This is a genomic window from Ancylobacter aquaticus (assembly GCF_004339465.1).
Lineage (GTDB): Bacteria > Pseudomonadota > Alphaproteobacteria > Rhizobiales > Xanthobacteraceae > Ancylobacter > Ancylobacter aquaticus.
The window spans coordinates 211,162-230,074 of record NZ_SMFY01000005.1; the positions used below are offsets into that span (position 1 = coordinate 211,162).

General features: G+C 64.8%; 17 protein-coding genes and 1 pseudogene. 5 read left to right on the forward strand and 13 right to left on the reverse strand.

The annotated features are described in order from the left end of the window. Window positions 1-158 precede the first annotated feature (158 nt). The 5 genes and pseudogenes from EV667_RS20910 to EV667_RS23000 all read left to right on the forward strand — a co-directional run. The gene (locus EV667_RS20910) at window positions 159-635 is read left to right on the forward strand and encodes a GNAT family N-acetyltransferase (RefSeq protein ID WP_131837258.1); all 477 of its coding nucleotides are present in this window, start codon (window positions 159-161) and stop codon (window positions 633-635) included. After that, the gene (locus tag EV667_RS20915; RefSeq protein ID WP_131837259.1) at window positions 632-1,270 is read left to right on the forward strand and encodes an FMN-dependent NADH-azoreductase; all 639 of its coding nucleotides are present in this window, start codon (window positions 632-634) and stop codon (window positions 1,268-1,270) included. Before EV667_RS20910 ends, EV667_RS20915 begins: the two co-directional genes overlap by 4 nt. 134 nt (window positions 1,271-1,404) lie before the next feature. After that, on the forward strand, window positions 1,405-2,145 hold the full coding sequence (locus EV667_RS20920) for an NAD-dependent epimerase/dehydratase family protein (protein ID WP_131837260.1): 741 nt from the start codon (window positions 1,405-1,407) through the stop codon (window positions 2,143-2,145). A 24-nt stretch (window positions 2,146-2,169) separates the two neighbouring features. After that, window positions 2,170-3,588 carry a MocR-like pyridoxine biosynthesis transcription factor PdxR gene (gene pdxR / locus EV667_RS20925; protein ID WP_131837261.1) on the forward strand — a complete coding sequence of 473 codons (1,419 nt, stop codon included), beginning with the start codon at window positions 2,170-2,172 and terminating at the stop codon, window positions 3,586-3,588. A gap of 651 nt (window positions 3,589-4,239) precedes the next feature. Further along, window positions 4,240-4,350 (forward strand): annotated as a pseudogene (locus tag EV667_RS23000) (short-chain dehydrogenase); the annotation flags it as partial. Between the two features lie 295 nt (window positions 4,351-4,645). Here the strand turns inward: EV667_RS23000 and EV667_RS20935 are convergent. From EV667_RS20935 to EV667_RS20995, 13 genes are all read right to left on the reverse strand, one after another. Beyond that, window positions 4,646-6,982: a PAS domain-containing hybrid sensor histidine kinase/response regulator gene (locus tag EV667_RS20935; protein WP_131837262.1), complete on the reverse strand. Its 2,337-nt coding sequence runs from the start codon at window positions 6,980-6,982 to the stop codon at window positions 4,646-4,648. Next, on the reverse strand, window positions 6,969-7,631 hold the full coding sequence (locus tag EV667_RS20940) for a chemotaxis protein CheC (protein ID WP_131837263.1): 663 nt from the start codon (window positions 7,629-7,631) through the stop codon (window positions 6,969-6,971). The genes EV667_RS20935 and EV667_RS20940 overlap by 14 nt, the downstream gene beginning before the upstream one ends. Beyond that, window positions 7,628-8,005 (reverse strand): response regulator transcription factor, encoded by a 378-nt coding sequence (locus EV667_RS20945; RefSeq protein WP_131837264.1) that lies wholly within the window; start codon window positions 8,003-8,005, stop codon window positions 7,628-7,630. Before EV667_RS20945 ends, EV667_RS20940 begins: the two co-directional genes overlap by 4 nt. Before the next feature lie 50 nt (window positions 8,006-8,055). Further along, on the reverse strand, window positions 8,056-8,328 hold the full coding sequence (locus EV667_RS20950; protein WP_131837265.1) for a hypothetical protein: 273 nt from the start codon (window positions 8,326-8,328) through the stop codon (window positions 8,056-8,058). Beyond that, on the reverse strand, window positions 8,325-10,508 hold the full coding sequence (locus tag EV667_RS20955; protein WP_245516294.1) for a chemotaxis protein CheA: 2,184 nt from the start codon (window positions 10,506-10,508) through the stop codon (window positions 8,325-8,327). The genes EV667_RS20950 and EV667_RS20955 overlap by 4 nt, the downstream gene beginning before the upstream one ends. Then, window positions 10,505-10,894, reverse strand: coding sequence for a response regulator (locus EV667_RS20960; RefSeq protein ID WP_131837267.1), 390 nt, complete (start codon window positions 10,892-10,894; stop codon window positions 10,505-10,507). The genes EV667_RS20955 and EV667_RS20960 overlap by 4 nt, the downstream gene beginning before the upstream one ends. Then, a complete protein-coding gene (locus EV667_RS20965) occupies window positions 10,887-11,720 on the reverse strand; it encodes a CheR family methyltransferase (RefSeq protein ID WP_131837268.1) in 834 nt (277 codons plus the stop codon). The genes EV667_RS20960 and EV667_RS20965 overlap by 8 nt, the downstream gene beginning before the upstream one ends. 10 nt (window positions 11,721-11,730) lie before the next feature. Further along, window positions 11,731-12,357, reverse strand: coding sequence for a HEAT repeat domain-containing protein (locus EV667_RS20970; RefSeq protein ID WP_131837269.1), 627 nt, complete (start codon window positions 12,355-12,357; stop codon window positions 11,731-11,733). A 1-nt stretch (window position 12,358) separates the two neighbouring features. Beyond that, complete coding sequence (cheB, locus tag EV667_RS20975; RefSeq protein WP_131837270.1) at window positions 12,359-13,429, reverse strand: chemotaxis-specific protein-glutamate methyltransferase CheB; 1,071 nt, start codon at window positions 13,427-13,429, stop codon at window positions 12,359-12,361. Further along, on the reverse strand, window positions 13,426-14,946 hold the full coding sequence (locus EV667_RS20980; protein ID WP_131837271.1) for a chemotaxis protein CheW: 1,521 nt from the start codon (window positions 14,944-14,946) through the stop codon (window positions 13,426-13,428). Before EV667_RS20980 ends, cheB begins: the two co-directional genes overlap by 4 nt. Then, on the reverse strand, window positions 14,939-16,777 hold the full coding sequence (locus EV667_RS20985; protein ID WP_245516295.1) for a methyl-accepting chemotaxis protein: 1,839 nt from the start codon (window positions 16,775-16,777) through the stop codon (window positions 14,939-14,941). Before EV667_RS20985 ends, EV667_RS20980 begins: the two co-directional genes overlap by 8 nt. 450 nt (window positions 16,778-17,227) lie before the next feature. Beyond that, entirely contained in the window at window positions 17,228-17,653 is a 426-nt protein-coding gene (locus tag EV667_RS20990; protein WP_131837273.1) for a GFA family protein, read from the reverse strand. A gap of 43 nt (window positions 17,654-17,696) precedes the next feature. Next, complete coding sequence (locus EV667_RS20995) at window positions 17,697-18,899, reverse strand: MFS transporter (protein WP_131837274.1); 1,203 nt, start codon at window positions 18,897-18,899, stop codon at window positions 17,697-17,699. Window positions 18,900-18,913 lie beyond the last annotated feature (14 nt).

Consider the following 18,913-nt stretch of genomic DNA (forward strand, 5'->3'; position numbering starts at 1 on the left):
CGTCTTGCCCTGACCGAAGGTAAGGCCCGGCTTCATCGCAGGATGGTGGATGGCTCATAGGCCGGCTTGGGCCATTCGGGTTGAAGGTTCCTGGTGCTGACAAGCGTAGCGCGCTGACGGTAACTCCTGATGGACCACGGCAATTCTGCGAGGAGCCCATGTCCGACCAAATCCCTTCACCGGTTTTTCTGCCGAACGGGATCGTCCTGCGTCACGCGCACGGCCCGGGAGAATTGACCGCCTGCTTTCCCGTGATCTCGCAACTGCGCCCGCGCCTTAAGGGCGTGGAAGAGTGGGTCGAGCGCGCCTCAGAAATGGCGACAGAGGGGTATCGCGTCCTCGCTGCGTGGGAGAATGACCGGGTCCTGGCGATGGCCGGATATCGGGTCATGGAAAACCTGATCCACGATCATTTTCTTTACGTCGATGATCTTGTGACGGCTCAGGCCGAGAGGGGGAAAAGGCTCGGGGCGGCGCTTCTCAGGGAACTGACCGCGATCGGGGTCGATGAATATTGCGGCCGGCTCGTCCTCGATACCGCAGCAACGAACGAAAACGCGCGCCGCTTCTACAAGCGCGAAGGACTGGCCGACGCCGTCATTGGTTTCGTTAAGCTGTTGGGGCCGCCGGCATGAACATTCTCCATATCGATTGCAGCCCGCGCCCGGTTTCTCACAGCCGCCAGCTTTCGGCGGGGATCGTCCAAAGGCTCCTCTCCGGCGCTCCCGGCGCGACCATCAGCCGGCGCGACCTCGGAACTCAGCCCGTGCCGCATCCGGCGTCCGACTATGCCGCTGCGCTAGCGTCGCCAGCGGCGATGATGGCCGCGGCATCCGCCAGCGCGATGGACTTGTCAGAGACACTGATCCGCGAGGTTGAGACGGCCGATGTGATCGTTATCGGCACGCCCATGAACAACTTCACCGTCCCCTCGGTGCTGAAGGCTTGGATCGACCATTTTCTGCGCGTCGGCCGCACGATCCTACCGACGCCGGAAGGCAAGGTGGGGATGCTGAGGAACCGTCCTGTCTTAATCGGAATCGCGTCCGGCGGCGTGTTCTCCGGCGCGGGGGCTAATCAGCCGGATTTTCTCACACCCTATCTTTGCGCTGCTTTCGGCTGTGTCGGCATCTCGAGCCTGCAATTCCTGCCTTTGCAGGCCACTGCCTTCCTCGACCCGGCCCACGCCGCGTCAGCCCGGGAGAAGACCTTGGCAGCGATCGACCTGACCGTGATTGGAGACTTCCTGAAGGATAATGCCACGGCCTGATTCCGGATCTGATCCTGATATCGTCACTACGCGCAACGCCGAACCTATTGCGCCGGGGCGGTCACCTAGTCTTTCAATGGCGCCGGATCGGACATGATGCGGGTTCGGCACGCCGCGATTCTCCGGAGTGAAAAATGGGACTCAACGTATTTCTGGCCGGCGCATCTGGCGTGATCGGCCGCTCGCTTGTCCCGCTTCTGCTGGACGCCGGCCACACCGTCACCGGGATGAGCCGAAGCCCTGAAGGTAAGGCTACGCTGGAGGCGATGGGCATCGGCGCGGCCGTCGTCGCTGATGTGTTCGACGCCGAGGCCGTGAAGGAAGCCGTGTGGACTGCATCTCCGGATGTTCTGATCCACCAGCTCACCGATCTGTCAGGCAACCGCGATGCTGCTTCCCCCGAAGAGAAATCGCGACGCAACGCACGCCTTCGCCGACAGGGAACGGCCAATCTGGTCGCAGCGGCGACAGCCGCCAGCGTGAAGCGGATTGTCGCACAGAGCATCGGATGGGCCTACGCGCCCAAGCCTCCCCCTTTTGTCGAGACCGATCCGCTGGATCTGGAGGCAACAGATCTGCGTGCCATCACAGTTTCGGGGATCGCTGCCCTTGAAAGCGCGATCCTTGATCAGGCCGCGTTCGAGGGCATCATTCTCCGCTATGGGCAGCTCTACGGTCCCGGAACGTGGTCAGTCGAGCCTGTCGGTGCAGCGCCGCTGCACATTGAAGCCGCGGCCTATGCGGCCTTCCTCGCCGTCGATCATGGTCGGCCCGGGGCCTACAACATCGCCAAACCCGGCGGCGCGCTGGAGATAGAAAAGTCGTTGAACGAGCTGGGTTGGCGACCTGACTTCCGCATCGGCAGACAGGCGTAAATGCCGCCCGGCGCGCCCTGGAAGATGGCGACACTGACGCTTGATCGCGTCAGCCCGGCGACACTCGCCGACCAGATCGCGCGTCATATCGAGTTTGCGATAGCAGAGGGCTCATTGCAGTCGGGTGGGCGTCTTCCATCGTGGCGCGATCTCGCTGGCCAGCTCGGCGTCGCGCGCGGTACGGTGCGGGCTGCCTACGAAAAGCTGATCGATCGCGGATTGCTGATCGCGGCCGGAGCGGCCGGAACCCGTGTCGCAGAGCACCTGCCTCCGACAATTGTGCCACCCTCGTCAGGCGGCGAGAGCCTGCTGCCGCAAGATTTCCATTTCCGCTCTACGCAGGCGCTCGTCTTTCAGATGGGCGTTCCGGCCCACGACGCCTTCCCGGCGACGTTGTGGGCTCGGCTGCATCGACAGGCTGTGCAGTCGACATCGCTGCAGACCGGCTATGGCGATCCGCGCGGCCTTCCCGAACTCAGGTCGGCGGTAGCATCGCACGTCGCCATAGCGCGCGGGATCGAGTGCTCGCCTGAACAGATCATCGTGACGACCGGCTTCCGGGGCGGCTTAGGGATCGCGTTGCGCGCCATCGGCGCGACGGGAAGGCAGGCGTGGGTTGAAGATCCCGGCTATCCCGTCACTCGCTACGCTCTCGAATTGGCAGGCGTCCATCCAGTCCCCGTGCCGGTGGACGGTGACGGCATGATCGTCGCGCGAGGCCGTGAGTTGGCGCCGCGCGCTGCGCTGGCGGTGGTCACGCCGGGCCAACAAGCTCCTAGCGGCGTCGCTTTGGCCGAACATCGCAGGCAGGAATTGCTTCAATGGGCGGAATCCTGCGGCGGCTGGATTGTCGAAGACGATTACCTGGCGGAACTGCATCTTGCAGGCCGATCGCCGAATGCTTTGGCTTCCGGAGGCGGTGTCGAGCGCGTCATCCATGTCGGAACTTTCAGCAAGACGATCGCGCCAATGGTGGGCGTCGGATTTCTCGTAGCGCCCCTGCCGCTTGCCCGCAGATTGATCGATGTGGCGACGTGGTTGGGCGGACCGCCCAACGCTGCCCTCCAGCTCGCCCTCTCGGCGTTCCTAAGCGAGGGTCATTACTTGCGCCATCTACGGCGGATGCGACGGCTTTACGGGCAGCGGCGGCAGTGCCTATTGGATACCCTGACGAGGCTCGGCATCGAGACAGCCGTTCCGGCGGCCCTGTCTGTCATGCTGCCGCTGCCGGACGATTTCGACGATCGGCGGCTCGCGCTGGAGGCCTGTGCCGTTGACCTCGGGCCCGCACCGCTGTCGCCCTGGTTCGCGGCGGATTCCCCACCCCGCTCGGGCCTACTTCTTGCCGTCGCTAATGTGCGCGAACGAAATATCGAGCAGGACTGTCGCCGCCTGCTGACTCTGATCAGCATACCTAAGGGAGTTTCAAAGGAACAAGTCTAATAATCAGAACGACGAAACGCGATAAACCTCCCCGCCCTATTTTTCTAAAATGGAAGCATCATAAGGCGCGGACGACATACGGACCTCGATTATTGCACGCAGTTATGAATTATCGGGAGTCTACGGCCTACTTCAATAACAGGTGTTTTGCGGCTGACGGCGCTTTCCCGATGTGGCCGGCACTAACACAGTGCGGAATTGACCGATAATCCCTGCCGCATTGGCCGAATGGCCAGCAACGGCAGTCGAGGGTTTGTCGGCAGGTTGGCCCTATGATGGGGGTGGGCGGGCTAGCACTTCGGCGAAGACGCATAGCGAGCAAGCGGCCGAGCGCCCATCGGGCGAAGGGCTCAACGGCTCAGCTGCGGTGCACGCCGAAATGCTTATACCCGAACTGCATTCACCCATTGTCGGGGGTGCCCACGGTGCAGGCGCCGCAGCGCGTGAGCCGTGAGCCACCACTCACGACCCTTTGCGCCCTCGAGCGGCATCTCATAGAGGTCCGCTTTGCGCCGCCATCTCGGCCATTGATTTGGTAACGGCCGCGGCCCAAAAGCCGACATTCGCGAGCTGGGGCACGTCGGCACTTTCGCGCCAAGAGCGGACCTTCCGATCCATGCCGTATGTGGGCTCTTTTGACAGCCAGAATCGGCCCAGCCGGAAGAAATCGCCCCGGCCAATGTGTTCCTCGCCTCGGCGCAGTGCTCCAGCTACATCACCGGCGAAATCCTGCCGATCATTGGTGGCTATTCTGGCGGCTGAGGGCTGGTGGCGCTGGGTGTGGTCACCATCCCGTGCTGTGCCCGGCAAGTGTGCTTCCGGTTGACCTGAATGGGGTGCTAGTTAAGCAGATTGGATACGGCTGTGCTCGGCCAGACGTCGTGGCCTCAAATAATTTGACTGGATGTTATTCTAGTGGACGACGGCGATCACAGCAGACATGCACTAGTTTGGGACGAGGCACGCCGCGTAGCGGCGCTCAACAGTTATGAAATCCTCGACACTGCCCGCGAGGACGCATGAGGGCAAACGGCAGAAATTGTTCGCAAACTACGAACTAATTCACCGCTCGCAATGATCCTGAAGAAATCATCTCGTCAATCTTCGCCGCCAGCGTCACCATGGCGAAGGGCTTAGTGATCATCGCCATGTTGGTGCCGAGAAAGCCAGACCGGATCGCCGCGTTCTCTGCGTAACCCGTCAGGAATAGGATCGGTAGGTCGGGGCGATAAGACCGCGCGACTTCGGCCAACTGGCGGCCGTTCATGCCGGGCAGTCCGACATCGGAAATCATCAGGTGAATGGCGCGGTTGGAGGAGAGCTCGCGTATCGCCGCGTGCGCTTCCGAAGCCTCAACCGGGAGGTAGCCGAGTTCCTTCAATATGTCGGCGACCAGCAAGCGCACCGAATCATCATCTTCCACCAGCAGAACGGTCTGGCCGGCACCGGACCGAGCGGCATCCTGCTCATCTGAAACTGGCGCCTCCGATGAATCCGCGACGGGAAGATATAGCTCGACCGTCGTGCCTTCGGCCGGCTTACTGGTGATCTCGACATGGCCGTTACTTTGGCGGGCGAAGCCATAGACCATCGACAAACCGAGGCCGGTTCCCTGCCCTACCGGCTTAGTCGTGAAGAACGGCTCGAACACCTTCGTCAGCACCTCCGGCGTCATGCCGACGCCGGTATCGCCCACGGTGATGACAACGTAGCGACCCGGTTTAACCTCCGGCGTGGCCACGATATCGACCTCGCCTAGCACGACCTGGCGGGTACGCAAGGTGAGCTGGCCACCATTAGGCATCGCGTCGCGCGCATTGATGACGAGGTTGAGTATCGCGCTCTCCAACTGGTTGGCATCGGCGGCCCCAAGCGGAAGGCTCTCGTCGAAAGCGAAATCCAGCTGGATGGTCTCACCGAGCGTGCGGCTCAACAGATCTTGCAGCGACCCGACCAGCAGATTGATGTCGACCGGCCTCGAATCCAGCGACTGCCGACGAGAGAACGCCAGCAGGCGATGCGTCAGCGCCGCGGCGCGCTGGGCAGATACCGAGGCGGCGTCCATGAACCTGTCAAGATCGGTGAAGCGGCCGGAGGCGATGCGGCGTTTCATGACGTCGATGGCGCCGATCACGCCGGTCAACATGTTATTGAAATCGTGCGCGATGCCGCCGGTGAGCTGGCCAACCGCCTCCATCTTCTGCGATTGGCGCAGCGCTTCCTCGGTGCGTTGCAGCAACAATTCAGCCTCCCGCTCGGCGGTGATGTCGCGCCCCACCGCCTGAAGCAGATTGTCGGCCGTGGCCGCGCTCCATTCGATCCAGCGGGAGCCGCCTTCGCGAGCACGCAGCTGCAGGGCGAAAAGCTGCGGCAGCGTGTCTTCGCTCAGCGTATCGAGGATGCTCGCAAAGCGGCTGCGATCTTCTGGCACGATGAACTCGAGGAAGTTGGCCCCGGCTAGCTCATCCGCCTCCCAGCCCAGAATGCGCGTCCAAGCCGGGTTGGTGGCATTGATAACGCCGTCGAGGCGGGCGACCACCATGATGTCGGTCGACAGGCGCCACATTCGGTCGCGGTCGGCGGTGCGCTCGGCCACGCGCTGTTCCAGCGTGAGGTTGAGGCTGCGCAGCTCCGCCTCGGCCGCCTTGCGCTCATTGATATTGCGCAGGATCGCAGTGACGAAATAGCGAGAGTCGCTGGTCCAGCGCGACGCGGTCAGTTCGAGATAGCTGGTGGAGCCATCTTTGCGGCGGGCGACCACTTCGACCGGCCGTGTCAACGGCGCGCCGCGAAGAACCCGCTCCCACGCCGTGCGCCAATCGTGCTGGTCTTCCAGCAGGGTCGACAAGGTCGCACCGACCAGTTCGTCCGCCGAATGCCCGAACTGCAGGGCGGCGGAGGGATTAGCAAGCTGCACCACCCCATCGGCGTCCAACGTCAGGATGGCGTCGAGGGCGCTGTCAACGACGGCGTGGTAGCGCGCGTTCTGGCGCTGCCGCAGCACCCGCTCGCGGTTCGCGCTGGGGGTGACGTCGACGATCTGCACCAGACAGAACGCATGCGGCTTCTCGCCGAGCGCGCGGATCGAGGTGTTGTGGATCAGCTCGATGCCCGCGCGGGTGCGCAACGGGAACACCTGGGAATGCAGGGAATGGGTCAACAGGCTGGCGGCGCCCGATATAAACGCTTCAGTAAGTGCCGAATGAAAGCGCGGGGGTATGTCCGGAAACAGCTCTTCAAACGTCCTACCGACGCACTCGGCAGCCGACTTGCGGGTCGCCATCGCGATCCAGTCGTTCCAGACAGTTATGCGCTTCTCGCGGTCGACAACGATGACGCCGCTGTCCAGTCCATCGAGCACGATACTCGCGAGATCACCGTCAGACAGGGGCATTTAACTCAGGCGCCATTCCGCCCGCCGTACGCTCGATGAATTCGTCGAGAAGACCTTGCAGGGCCTCCAGCGAGGGCATGTCCATCAACATCGCGATATAGCCGCGTATGTCGCGCTCTCGCACCGCGAAGTTGATGTAGAGAAACAGTACGACGTCACCGTCTTCCGGTGGCGGCGCTAGATTGAACAGATCTTTGCCTTGACCGCGAAGAATCTCGGGCAACGACATCTTCAGGCTGCGGTGCAGCATGTTCGCGATCGTGGCAAGACAACCGTTCAGGATTATGTTGCCGGTTTCGGCAAGCGCTTCCTGTTCGAGCTCGATGATATCCTCAAGAGGAAGTACGCCGCCGGTGACGGCCCGCACCAGTTCAAGGCTGTTGATTTCCGGGAAAATCAGTAGGGCGCGGCCGGTGATGTCGCCCTCAAAGATCTGATGAACCGCGACAAGACCCTTGTCTTCGCTGGCTCCCAGAATTTCTATGGCATCGGCACGGCTCACCAGGCTGACCCGAGGTACAGAGAGCAGAACCTGCTGGTTCACTAGCTCGCGCAGGCTGGCGGCGGCCCGGCTGACGCCGATATTGACGAGTTCGGTCAGTGCGTCGATCTGCAATTCACTAAGGGCAAGGCGGCTCTGATCGCTCACGACTGTCCCTTGGATTGCTGAACCTGAGTAAGAAATTGGCCGAGCGCCTGTTCCGTCAAGGGCTTGGGCAAAAAGATCGCGCCGACGTCATGGGCCTGGTTGACGATCTCGTTCTGGTGATTGGCGGAGATGATCGCCAATGCGATGCCTGGGGCAAGGGCGCGCAGTTCGGCAGCCAGTTCAAGGCCGTCACGGCCGGGCATATTGAAGTCCAGAAGGGCGATGTCGAAGTGCTGCTGACGCGCAAGCGCAATTGCGTCATCGGCGTTGGGCGCTTCGACGCGGGTCCAGTCGGGATGGAGATTATTCATCGCCTTGGTGATCGCCATGCGGGCGAGCTTGCTGTCATCGACGATGAGTACTTGGAACGGCATCGATAGGAGACTCCGGCGGCGGCTGCGCCACGGTGGTGCTTAATACGCCTCTATGCCTTAAACAGCGCGGTTTCGCCAGCATACCGTGGGCTGACAAGCGGCGCGATATGCTGGTTTAGGAAGTCGCCTAATGGGGCACCATCGATAGCCGGCCGGACTTTGAGCAAAAGCTGGACGATGGCGGTGTGCGCGCCCTCGCATTGATGCCAGTCCACGCGCGGTTCTGGCGCCGCCAGCAGGTAGCGCAGCAGCGGCTCGGCGTCTTCGACGCCGCAGACGCCCGCGATATGGATAATGCCGTCTGCACCCAATCGCACCGTCATAACTGAAGCTCATGAAGATCGAGAACCAGTAGCACGCGGCCGTCGCCCAGCAGCGTCGTTCCGGCGCAAGGGAGGCCGGCAAGCAGCCCCTCCATTGGTCGCAGCATCACATCCATGCGCTCCCCCAGCCGTTCGACTTCCAAGCCACAATATTCACCGGCGATAGTGACGATGACCACCAGCGCGTCGGCGGATGAGGTCGAGGCAGTAGAGGCGTCGATAGCACTCGAGAGATCGAGCAGCGGAACGGTGCGGTTGCGCCAAGTGAAAGCCTGTGCCGCGCCGATATTGGAGATCGCGGCGCGCGGAATGCGAGCGGTCTCGATCACCGTATCGAGCGGTATGCCGAGCACCTGTCCGCCAGCTTCCACCGTCATGACGTCGGTCTTCATGATGGTGAAGGGCAGCGTCATGCGGACCAGCGAGCCGTGCTCCGGCCGGCTGTGCAGACTGACCCGGCCGCCCAGCCGTTGCACCGCCACGCGCACCGCGTCCATTCCGACACCGCGCCCGGAGTAGCCCGTCACCTCGCTGCGGGTAGAGAAGCCCGGCGCGAAGATGAGGTCGGCGGCCGCTTCTTCGCTCATGGCGGCAATGGCCGCCGCGCTCGCGACACCGCGCTCGGTGGCGACGCTGCGGACGCGAGCAGTGTCAATGCCGCGCCCATCATCCTCGACCTCGACAGCGAGATGATCGCCATCGCGCCGGGCGCGCAGGATGACCACGCCGGTCGGGGGTTTTCCAGCTTCCGCGCGCGCGCCGGGGACCTCGATGCCATGGTCGGCGGCGTTGCGGAGAACGTGCAGCAATGGCTCGAACAGCGCCTCGACGATGGTCTTGTCAGCCTCGGTCTCCTCGCCTTCGATGACCAGCCGCATCGGTTTGCCGAGCTTGTCGGACATGTCGCGAACGAGGCGCGGAAAGCGCTGGAACACATGGCGAAGCGGCAGCACGCGGATGTTGAGGACGGCGTGTTGCAGCTCGCTGACCAATCGGTCGAGCGAGCCATACTGCGCTTTCAGCATCGTCCCGAGGCTCTCGGTGTCGCCACGATCTGCCATGGCGGCTGCATGGCCGATGGCGTGTTTCAGCACGGTCAGTTCGCCGGTGAGCCGGACCAGCGCGTCTATACGCTCGACGTTGACGCGCAGCGAGCGCGCGGCGAGATCCTGTGCCGACGGCTCGGACGCTCTTGCCTCCTCCGCCGCGTTGTCGGCGGGGGCGGCAGCACCTGAGCGCAAGGTGTCGACGAGCGCCTCAACGCCGGCATCGCTGGCGGCCAAGTGCTCGATATGCCGGGCATCGGCGTCGCGGCCCTCAGCGCGTCGTACATTGATGGCGGTGTTGAGGGCGGCGGCCTTCCGGCCGTCAAAGCCTTCGCCCTGCGGGCCTTGCAGTAGGGCGATCTGCGCCTCGATCAGCTGCGCTGCCGGCGACAAAGTGGCGACGACAGGCCCCGCTAGTTCGCGCCATTCGAACTGGCCGGCGACATCGGCGAAGGCCGGCGCCAGGCTCGACACCTGCTCGGAACTAATGGCGAAGATGAGGAGATGACAGGCGAACGGATCGATCTCCGCCGGTGGTACGGCTGGGCCTGTCGGCACCAAATCGACGGCGAGCAGGCCCGACAGGTCGCGGATGCGGACGAGCGGATCATCGCCGCGAAAGAAGCTACCCTCATCGGGCTGATGGCACAGCGCTGAACGGGCCGCCGCGCGCACATCGGGCTTCGCCACCGAGAGCGCGTCCAGCCACGCATCGAGATTGGCAGCTACCTCGGGCGACGCCTTCGCTGGCGTCGGTGCCCCCGGCTCGAATAGCGCGACTACCGCATCGGCGCCGCTGTCGGCGTCTGCCGGCGGTTCGCCGGTCTGCTCGATGACTTCAAGCCATTGCACCACCTGGTCGAGGCAGGACAGGCAATGGCTGATGAGTTCGTTAGTGATCGGCAGCGAGCCGCCACGCGCTTCGGACAATGAGTCCTCGGCGACGTGCAGGGCTCTCGCCATCGCCGCGAAATCGATGATGCCGGCCGAGCCCTTGAGCGTATGGAAGGCACGGAACGCGCCGTCGATGGCGGCGGCATCCTTTGGCCGTTCTTCGGCGGCCAGCAGGTCGGCGGTGCCCTGTTCGACGAGTTCGCGGGCCTCGATGAGGAACTGTTCGATGAACTCGTTCATGCCGATATCCCGCACATCAGGCGGACGTATTGCACCAGCACATCCTGTGCGAGCGGCTTCACCAGATAGAAGTTCGCCCCCGCCGCACGCGCCGCGTCCAAATCCTGCGGCGCGGCCTCGGTGCTGGTGACGAGCGCCGGAATCGCGACGATTGGCGAGCCTTGGCGGCGCAGCGTCTTCAGGAACGTCATGCCGTCCATGCGCGGCATGTTCACGTCGACGATGACGAGGTCGACCGGCTCCAGCAGCAGCTTCTCGATCGCCTCGAGCCCGTTTAGTGCCTCTTCGACGGTGAAGCCGGCGGCCTCGAGCGCCTGCCGGTAATAGAGCCGGATCAGGCTGGCATCGTCGACGACCAGAATGCGCTTGCCTGTCACGTCAGCCATCCGCCCGCTCCATCGGCCGCTGATAGACGATAGCGTCGGAGTATCGGCAGACATCGAATAGCGGCGATATCCGGCTCATGGACTCGCTGTGGCCAAGACAAATAAAACCGCCCGGAAGCAGGTTTTCATAAAGGTTCTCCGCCGCAGTACGCCGGGATGCATCATCGAAATAGATGAGCACGTTGCGGCAGAAAATAACATCGAAAGCGCCATGAGCGCGCGTCTCCGCAGCCTCGACCAGATTGACCGGGGAGAAGCTGATCGACTGCCGCAAATCATCGATCAGGCGCCAATGCTCAGCGTCAGTCTGCTCGAAATATTTGGCGATGAGATCGGCCGATAGCCGCATTAGGGCGCGGCGCCCGAACAGGCCGGCGCGGGCCGCGTCCAGCACGCGGGTATCGATGTCGGATCCCAGAATTTCGATCTCATAGGCATCGGCCTGCGGCCAGTTCTCCAGCAGCCAGATCGCGATGGAATAGGGTTCTTCGCCCGTCGAACACGGCACCGACCAAATTCTGATGGTCTTGTTCGCACGCGGGCGCAAAATGCGCCGGGGCAGCAAATCCGCGCTCAGGCACTGGAGCTGGTGGTCCTCGCGATAGAAATAGGTCTCGTTAACGGTGAAGGCGTTGATGAACTGTTCGACCTCGCCGCGCACATCGCTGCGCAGCCGGGCGAAATAGCTGGCGAACGAGGTCGAGCCGGTGGCGAGCATGCGGTCCGCCATGCGGCGCTCGACGTAATATCGCTTGGCTTCGGTGAAAACCATTCCGGTGCGGCGATAGATGAACTCGCACAGGCGCCGGAACTCATCCTCGTTCACGCCGCGCGCCTCATCGGCCGGAATCGAGGGTGGTCTTGATCCGCTTCACGGCGATCTCGATTGCGAATGCGAGGAAGGGCGAGGAGGCGAAGCGTTCGGCGCTGCGCTGGAGTACCGGCAGTGCCTGCGGCCCGCCGATCTCGGCGAGAACATCCATTGTCGCCGCGCAAACGTTTGGCTCGCTCTCTCGTTCCAGCAAGTCGGCCATCAGCTGGGTGGCGTCCTCGGAGGGCATTCCGCGCGCCAGCTCGCAGGCAAGCAACCGCACGTCGGGGTCCTCATCGTAGAGCAGTTCGGGCAACCGGCCGGCCAGCATGTCGGCGGGCATGGCAGCCAGCGCATCGAGCGCGCCGGAGCGCAGGCTGGCGTCCTCCGAGCGCAGCAGCTGCAGCAGAAGCGCCGCGCCCTCCGGCGTCGCCGTGCGGGCGATGCCGGAGAAGATGACCTCGCGGACCCGGATGTCGGCCTCGGTGGCCAATCCCGCGCCGAGCAGCGCGATGCCGCCGGGCATATCGATGAGCGCACGCGCCGCCTGCCAGCGCTCGTCCGGGCGGCTGCTGGCGAGTGCCGTCTTCAATTCCTCAACGTCGGCGGGCGGCGCGTCTACCGCAGCAGTGCTTTTGCGGACCAGCGGCATGTCACGGCACCATTTTCTGCAGACGGGCGGCAATATCGGGGAGCGGCAGCACCCATTCGGCACCGCCGGCTTTCACCAGTTCGCCCGGCATGCCCCACACGACGGCCGTCTCTTCGGCCTCGGCGATGGTATTGCCACCCTGCGCGTGCAGCAATGTCATCGCCTGTGCGCCGTCATTGCCCATCCCCGTCATCAATATGCCGACCAGCTGGCTGGCCGGCACATGTTCCATAGCCGACCGGACGAGGCGATCCGTGCTCGGATGCCAGAGATAGTCCGGCTGTCCGGGAGCGGCCATGGCGATGAGGCCGGCGGCGCGGCGGGAGACGATGATGTCGATATCGCCGGCGCCGATATAGACGGTGCCCGGCATCAGCACGACAGGCTGCCGAACCTCGACGACCGAGAGCGCGCAGATGCCATTCAGTCGCCGCGCCAACGGGCCAGTGAAGCTCGCCGGCATGTGCTGGGCCACAATTATCGGCCAGGGAAAGCTTGCCGGCAGCGGCGTCAGCAGCGCCTCCAGTGCCGGCGGGCCGCCGGTGGAGGTGCCGACCAGCACCAGGCCTTCGCCGGTCGCCGCGCTCCGCCGCCGCGCACCGGCAGCGCCGACCCCGGCAACCTTCGACTGCCCGATGCGGTGACGGACCCGGTCGCGCAGCCTTGTGCTCGACTTCAGCCGGGCACCCGCGGCGCCGCGCACCTTCGCCACCAGCTGCGGTGCCCATTCGTTGAGGTGCAGGGAGACGGCGCCCGCCGGCTTCGGCACGAAATCGACCGCGCCGAGCTCGAACGCCTTCAGCGTCGCCTCGGCTCCGGCGGCGGTGTGCGAGGACACCATCACCACCGGGCAGGGGCGTTCGATCATCAGCTGGTCGAGGCACTCCAGCCCGTCCATGCGCGGCATGTTGAGGTCGAGCGTGATGACGTCGGGGGCGAAGGATTTGTTCTGTTCCAGCGCATCAATGCCGTCGCGGGCGAAGCGGACATCGAACCCGTCTCGCTCGGTGAACACGCCGCCCAGCAATTTGCGGACGAGCGCCGAGTCGTCGACCACCAGCAGCTTGATCACGGAGTGGTCGGCCCGGTCTTGGCAAAGGCGTCGAGCAGGCCGAGCTCCGCCCGGGTCAGCAACTCGGCGGGGTCGAGAACGAGGATGATGCGGCCGGCGGCCTCCAGATTGATGATGCCCGACACCAGCCGCGTGGTCTCGCCGGTGAGATCCGGCGCGGGCTCGATGGCGTCGGTGGGACTGCGCAGGATTTCGCTGACGCCATCCACGATAATGCCGGCACGATGACGCGCGGTGCGCACCACGATGATCCGCCGCCGCACGCCGTCGCTCAGCGCCGGCATGTCGAACCGCCGACGCTGGTCGATCACGGGGAGCACTTCGCCGCGCAGATTGATGACGCCTTCGAGGAATTTCGGCGTCTTCGGCACGCGGGTGATCTTGGCGGAAACTTGCATCACCTCGTCGACCACCGCGATCGGCAGGCCGTACTCGTCATCGCCGAGCCGGAATATCAGGAAGGAGTCGTCCTTCGCGGCGACTTTCTCATCGGACGGCGCGCTGTCTAGCGCGCGCTGGGTATCGAGGCGCTTCATGACCTCCTCCCGAAAAAGCGCTTGGGGGTCCAGGATCGACACCAGCCGGTGGCCGCCCTCGGCGCGATAGATCGCCTTGATGCGGCTCTCGCCGCCGATCCGCGCGGCCAGTGCCGGCGGAATCGGCTCGATCAGCGCGTGATCGGCAAGGATGATGGCGCGCATGCGGTCTATCAGCAGGCCGACCAGCATGGTGCCGACCATGGCGACCACGACCTTCTCGTCGATCTGGCGCTCTTGCGCCGCCGGGAGACCCAGCAAGGCGCGCAGCGAAAACAGCGGCAGCAGCCGGTCGCGATAGCCCATCACGCCGCGCGCCACGGCATCGCCAGTGGAGACGCTGGTGACGCCCTCGGGAACCGCGACGATCTCGCGAACCTGCTCGATGGGCAGGGCATATTCCTGACCATCCACATCGAAGGTGATCAGCTTGCTGGTCGTCAGCGCGGCCGCCTGCGCATCCGACTTTTGGGTGCCGTCTGCCACGGAATAGGCCCGCGCCGTCCGCGCACGGGCGACGAAGGCCGCGGCCAGAAGCGGTTGGATGTCCAGAACCTTGGCGATGTCGCGCTTGTCGTGGAAGCGGAACACGCCCTTGAGCCTCTCCCCGGGACGGGCGAGGCCGCTCGCATCGGCATCTTCCAGCTGGTTGGCGGCGATGGAGACGAGTTCTTCCACGGCATCGACCGCCAGCGCCACCGGGGTGGCGCCGTGAAGCACGATGGCCCGCGCACCCGCGCGCTCGCCGGCCTCGGTATAGCCCAGCAGCGAGCGCACGCTCGCCACGGGAAGCGCGACGCCGCGGAGATTGCCGATGCCGAGCAGGCTCTTGGGCGCCTGTGGCACGCGCGCCACCGCCGGCACCCGCAGCACCTCGCTGACGTCCTCCGCCGGCAGGGCGTAGAAGTCCGCGTCGATGCGGAAGGTCAGAAAGCGGTGAGTCACGGTGCCGTCCACCGCGATTGGCTGCTGATTATCCATTCTGCTGCTTGAACTCGTCGGCGAGCGAGGCGATCTCCTCGATCGCTGCCGCGAGATCGTCGGCGCCCTGCGCCTGCTGCGAGGATGCCGTCGCCGCCTGCCGCGATGCCGCGCTGGCCTCTTCCGCCGCCGCCGCGATCTGCCGTGCGGCTTCGGCGGATTGTCCCGCAGCGCCCAGGATCGCCTGCGCTCCCTGGAGGATGGTCTTGTTCGCCGCGCTCATGACGGAGACGTCGGCATCGAGCTTTTCGAGCGAGCCGACGATGGTGCGGTTGGCCTGCACCTCGGCTTCGGCGGTGAGGATGGTCTGCTCGCAATCGCGGCGCAGCGAGCCGATCTGCTCCAGGATGGCGCGCACCGTGTCCTTGATGCGGTCCACGCTCTCGGACGAATCGCGCGCGAGGCTGCGTATGTCGCCCGACACCAGCGCGAAGCCCCGCCCGGCGTCGCCGGCGCGCGCGGCCTCCACCGAGCCGCTCACCGCCAGCATGGTGGTCTGGATCGCCACGAGGGCAATTTTGTCGACGATCTTCTCGATGCGCCGGCCCATTGTCTCCAGCTGCAACACCGTGGCGAAGCTCGCCTGCGTGCGCGTCAGGGCGGTGCCGACGCCTTCCATCAGCTGCTCGATGGAGGCCCGGCTCTGCTTCAGCACGGCTTCGATGGCGGCGACGCGATCATTGGCGGTGCTCGCATTTTCTTGCGCGATCAAGGCGCTGGATTCGATCTGGGTCAAAGCGGCGGAGGTCTGCTGCGTCGCCGCCGCCTGCTGCTGGGCGCCGCGGTCGATCTGCGCGACCGCCGCCATGATCTGCGCGGCAGCGCTCGACAGTTCCTGGATGGTGGCGGAGAGCTCCTCGGCGGTGCTTGCGATCTGCTCGACTTCGGAACTCCCGGCATCGCTGTTGCGCAGGGCGTCGGTCACGCGCGCCAGAGCATGCGCGGCGACCTGTCCCTGTTCGAGCGACTCGGCCTGCTGCTGGATGGCGGACTGCGCCTCGCCAGCGGCGGCCGCCTGTTCTTCGGCGGCGGAAGCCACCTGTTCGGCGCCGCGCTGCGCTTCCACAGAGGCGCTCTCGGCCTCCATGGCGGCCGTGAGGATTTCGTCGCTGCCCTCCGTGAGGCGGACCATGTCGGTACGCATGGTCTCGAGCCCGCCAACGACCTCGGCACCGAAGCGTGCCTGCGCCTGGGCGAGCTCGGAGGCTTCCTTGATCGCGTCAGCCACGGTGCGGACCTCAACCTGGACTGTGTCGGCGAGACCCTGGACTTCGGTGGCGCTCTTTTCTGAGGCCTCGGCCAAAGCCCGGACCTCTTCGGCAACCACAGCAAAACCGCGTCCATGGTCGCCGGCGCGCGCAGCCTCGATGGCGGCGTTGAGCGCAAGAAGGTTGGTCTGGTCGGAGATTTTGCCGACGGTCTGCGTGATTTCGCCAATATCGCGAGCCCGGCGCTCCAGCTCGCCAATCATGACGACCGACGCCTGCTGGCGCTCGGCATTGCGCTCGATTGATCTGATCGACGCAGTGATCTGGATCGCGGTCTCCGCCACGACGATCTGCACCGCCTCGGTGCGTCGCCGCGCGGCATCCGCCTGCGAGCGGGCGATCACCAGATTGGCACCGACGGCTTGGATGGCCGCCAGCTGTTCCTGCGCTCCACCCGCCGCTTCTTCAGCTCCGGCGGCGATCTGCTCCATAGAGCGGCGCAGCTCTTCCGCCGCAGCGGACGCCTCGACCAATCCGCCTGCCAGTTCTTCCGTGGCGGCGGCTAGCCGTTCAGAGGCCTTGTCATTGCGCGAGACCGTGCGTTTGGCGCGAGGAGCTGCCACCGTTTTCGTAATAGCCGGAGGCGACACGATCGCGCCGTGCTTGTCAGCACCGGCAGTAATTTTGGACGATTTTACCAGCGCCATCATACTCTCAGAACGTGTTTCGAGCATTTATAGAAGCACTCTGCGCCGGGCAGCCGACGGGCGCAACAAGCCGGTGACCGCGAAGCTGTGTGTCTGATTGCAAATGGTTACTGCAAAAAAAGTCAGCTTGCCGCGAGCAAGCTCGATGTGGCCAGCAGAGCTCTCTCCGCCGCACCTAGCAGGCTGGGGAATTGGGCGAAAGGTAGACGGAATGACGGCAGACAATCGCCGAGCCGATGGCCTTAAAGCAGATCTTGAAAACGTTCCGCATCGGGTTAGTCCTTGCCCTCGACATTCATCGGCGATATGTCCGATTCTCGCTTGACGCACCCAATAGCGGACAGTCTGCCGCCGGCCCCCGGCCGGTCAGCTTGCCGGAATGAAGCGCAGCGTGCCGGCCCGGCGGGTCGGCTTTCCGGTGTCGCTGGTGTGGTTGATGCCGTCCATGACCGGCACCTCGGGAAAATCGAACGGGCTTACGCCGTCGAGGCAGGCGACGTTGACGGCGTACAGGCGCTGGTCGGACCGGCGCTGATGGTGGGTGTAGATCCCGCAGCGGGAACAGAAGAAGTGCTGCGCGGCACCGGTATGGAAACGGTAGCTGGTCAGTACCTCTTCCCCCTGCAAAATGTCGATTCCACCTATTTCAGCGATAACCACCACCGCGCCGCGCATGCGGCAGTAGAAGCAGGTACAGCGCCGGATCGAGTTGAGACCCTCGCTGAGCGCCACGGTGAAGCGCACCGCCCCACAATGGCACTGGCCAGATCGCATGTTCATGTCGCTTGCCATGTCGTTCCCTGTCGATGTCTCACGCGGCATGGGCCTGTCCCGCTCACCGCCTAGCCAGCTTAGGCCCGAGGGCGAGGGCGAGCGGCAGATTGACGAGTGCCGCCACGGCGGTTCCCAGTGTCGCGATGACGGGGCCGGCCTGATCGCCTATCGCTCCGAACAGCAGCGGCGACAAGGCCCCCGAGCCGATGACGCCCGTATAGAAAATGGCGAAGGCGCGCTCGGTGCGATCGGCCGGTGCCAGTTCGGGCACGGTGCCGTACAGCACCGAAGACGTGCCGTTCAGCGTCAGCCCGAGCAGCGGCAGGAGCACCAGCAGCGCCGCGAGCGGCAGGAAGGCGGCAAGCGCGATCATCAGCGCGGTGAGCCCCTCGGTACACAGGGTGACGCCGACAATGCCCCAGCGCTGGGCCAGCCAGCCGCAGGCCAGCTTGCCCGCCGCACCGCCCAGGAAGACCAGCGCGAGGGCTGTGCCGATGAGCGGCTGCGAGGCCCCTTTCAGCTGCAACAGGAAGGGCAGGAAGGTGAGGAAGCCCATGCGCACGCCGGTGTCGATCACGCCGATCGCCAGCAGAAGCGGAAAGCCGTTTCCGCCGCGCGGCGGCGCGGAACGCTGGACGGGAGGAGGTGGGGCGGGCGCGATCTTCGGCATGGAGATGGCGATGAGGCCGGCGACCACGATCCCCGCCAGCGCCAGCAGCCAGAGTGAGGGGCGCCACGGCGCGAACGACAGGCCGAGGGACAACGCGGCCGGAATGATGGCCTTGCCGAGGTCTCCGCTGAAATTATAGGTGCCGAGCGGCCCGCGCGCCGCCGATCCATAGGCGCGGGATACCGCGCTGGAGGCGATGGGATGCTGGACGCTGGAGCCGGCCCCGGCGAGGAACAGCGCCGCGCAGAGCCCCAGTGCACCGCCGCTGAAGCCGGCCAACCCATAGCCGGCCGCGGCGATCAGCGTGCCGAGGATCAGCACCGCTCGCCCGCCCATGTGATCGGCGAGCCAGCTCGCCGGCACCTGCAGCGCGGCCATGGCCCCGGCGTAGAGCCCGCGCAGCAGCGCGAGCGCGACATAGTCGAGCCCGAACTCGGCCCGCCAGACCGGAAGAAGCACATAGATCGCGTCGGTGTAGCCGTCATGCAGCGCATGGGCGAGGCCGGAGAGGACCAGCGTGCGCCGGCGCGTGTCCGGCGGGCAGGACGGCGCCGGCGACGCGGCGGAGCGGGGAAGTAAGGATGCTTTTGTCACCCCATCGATATGCG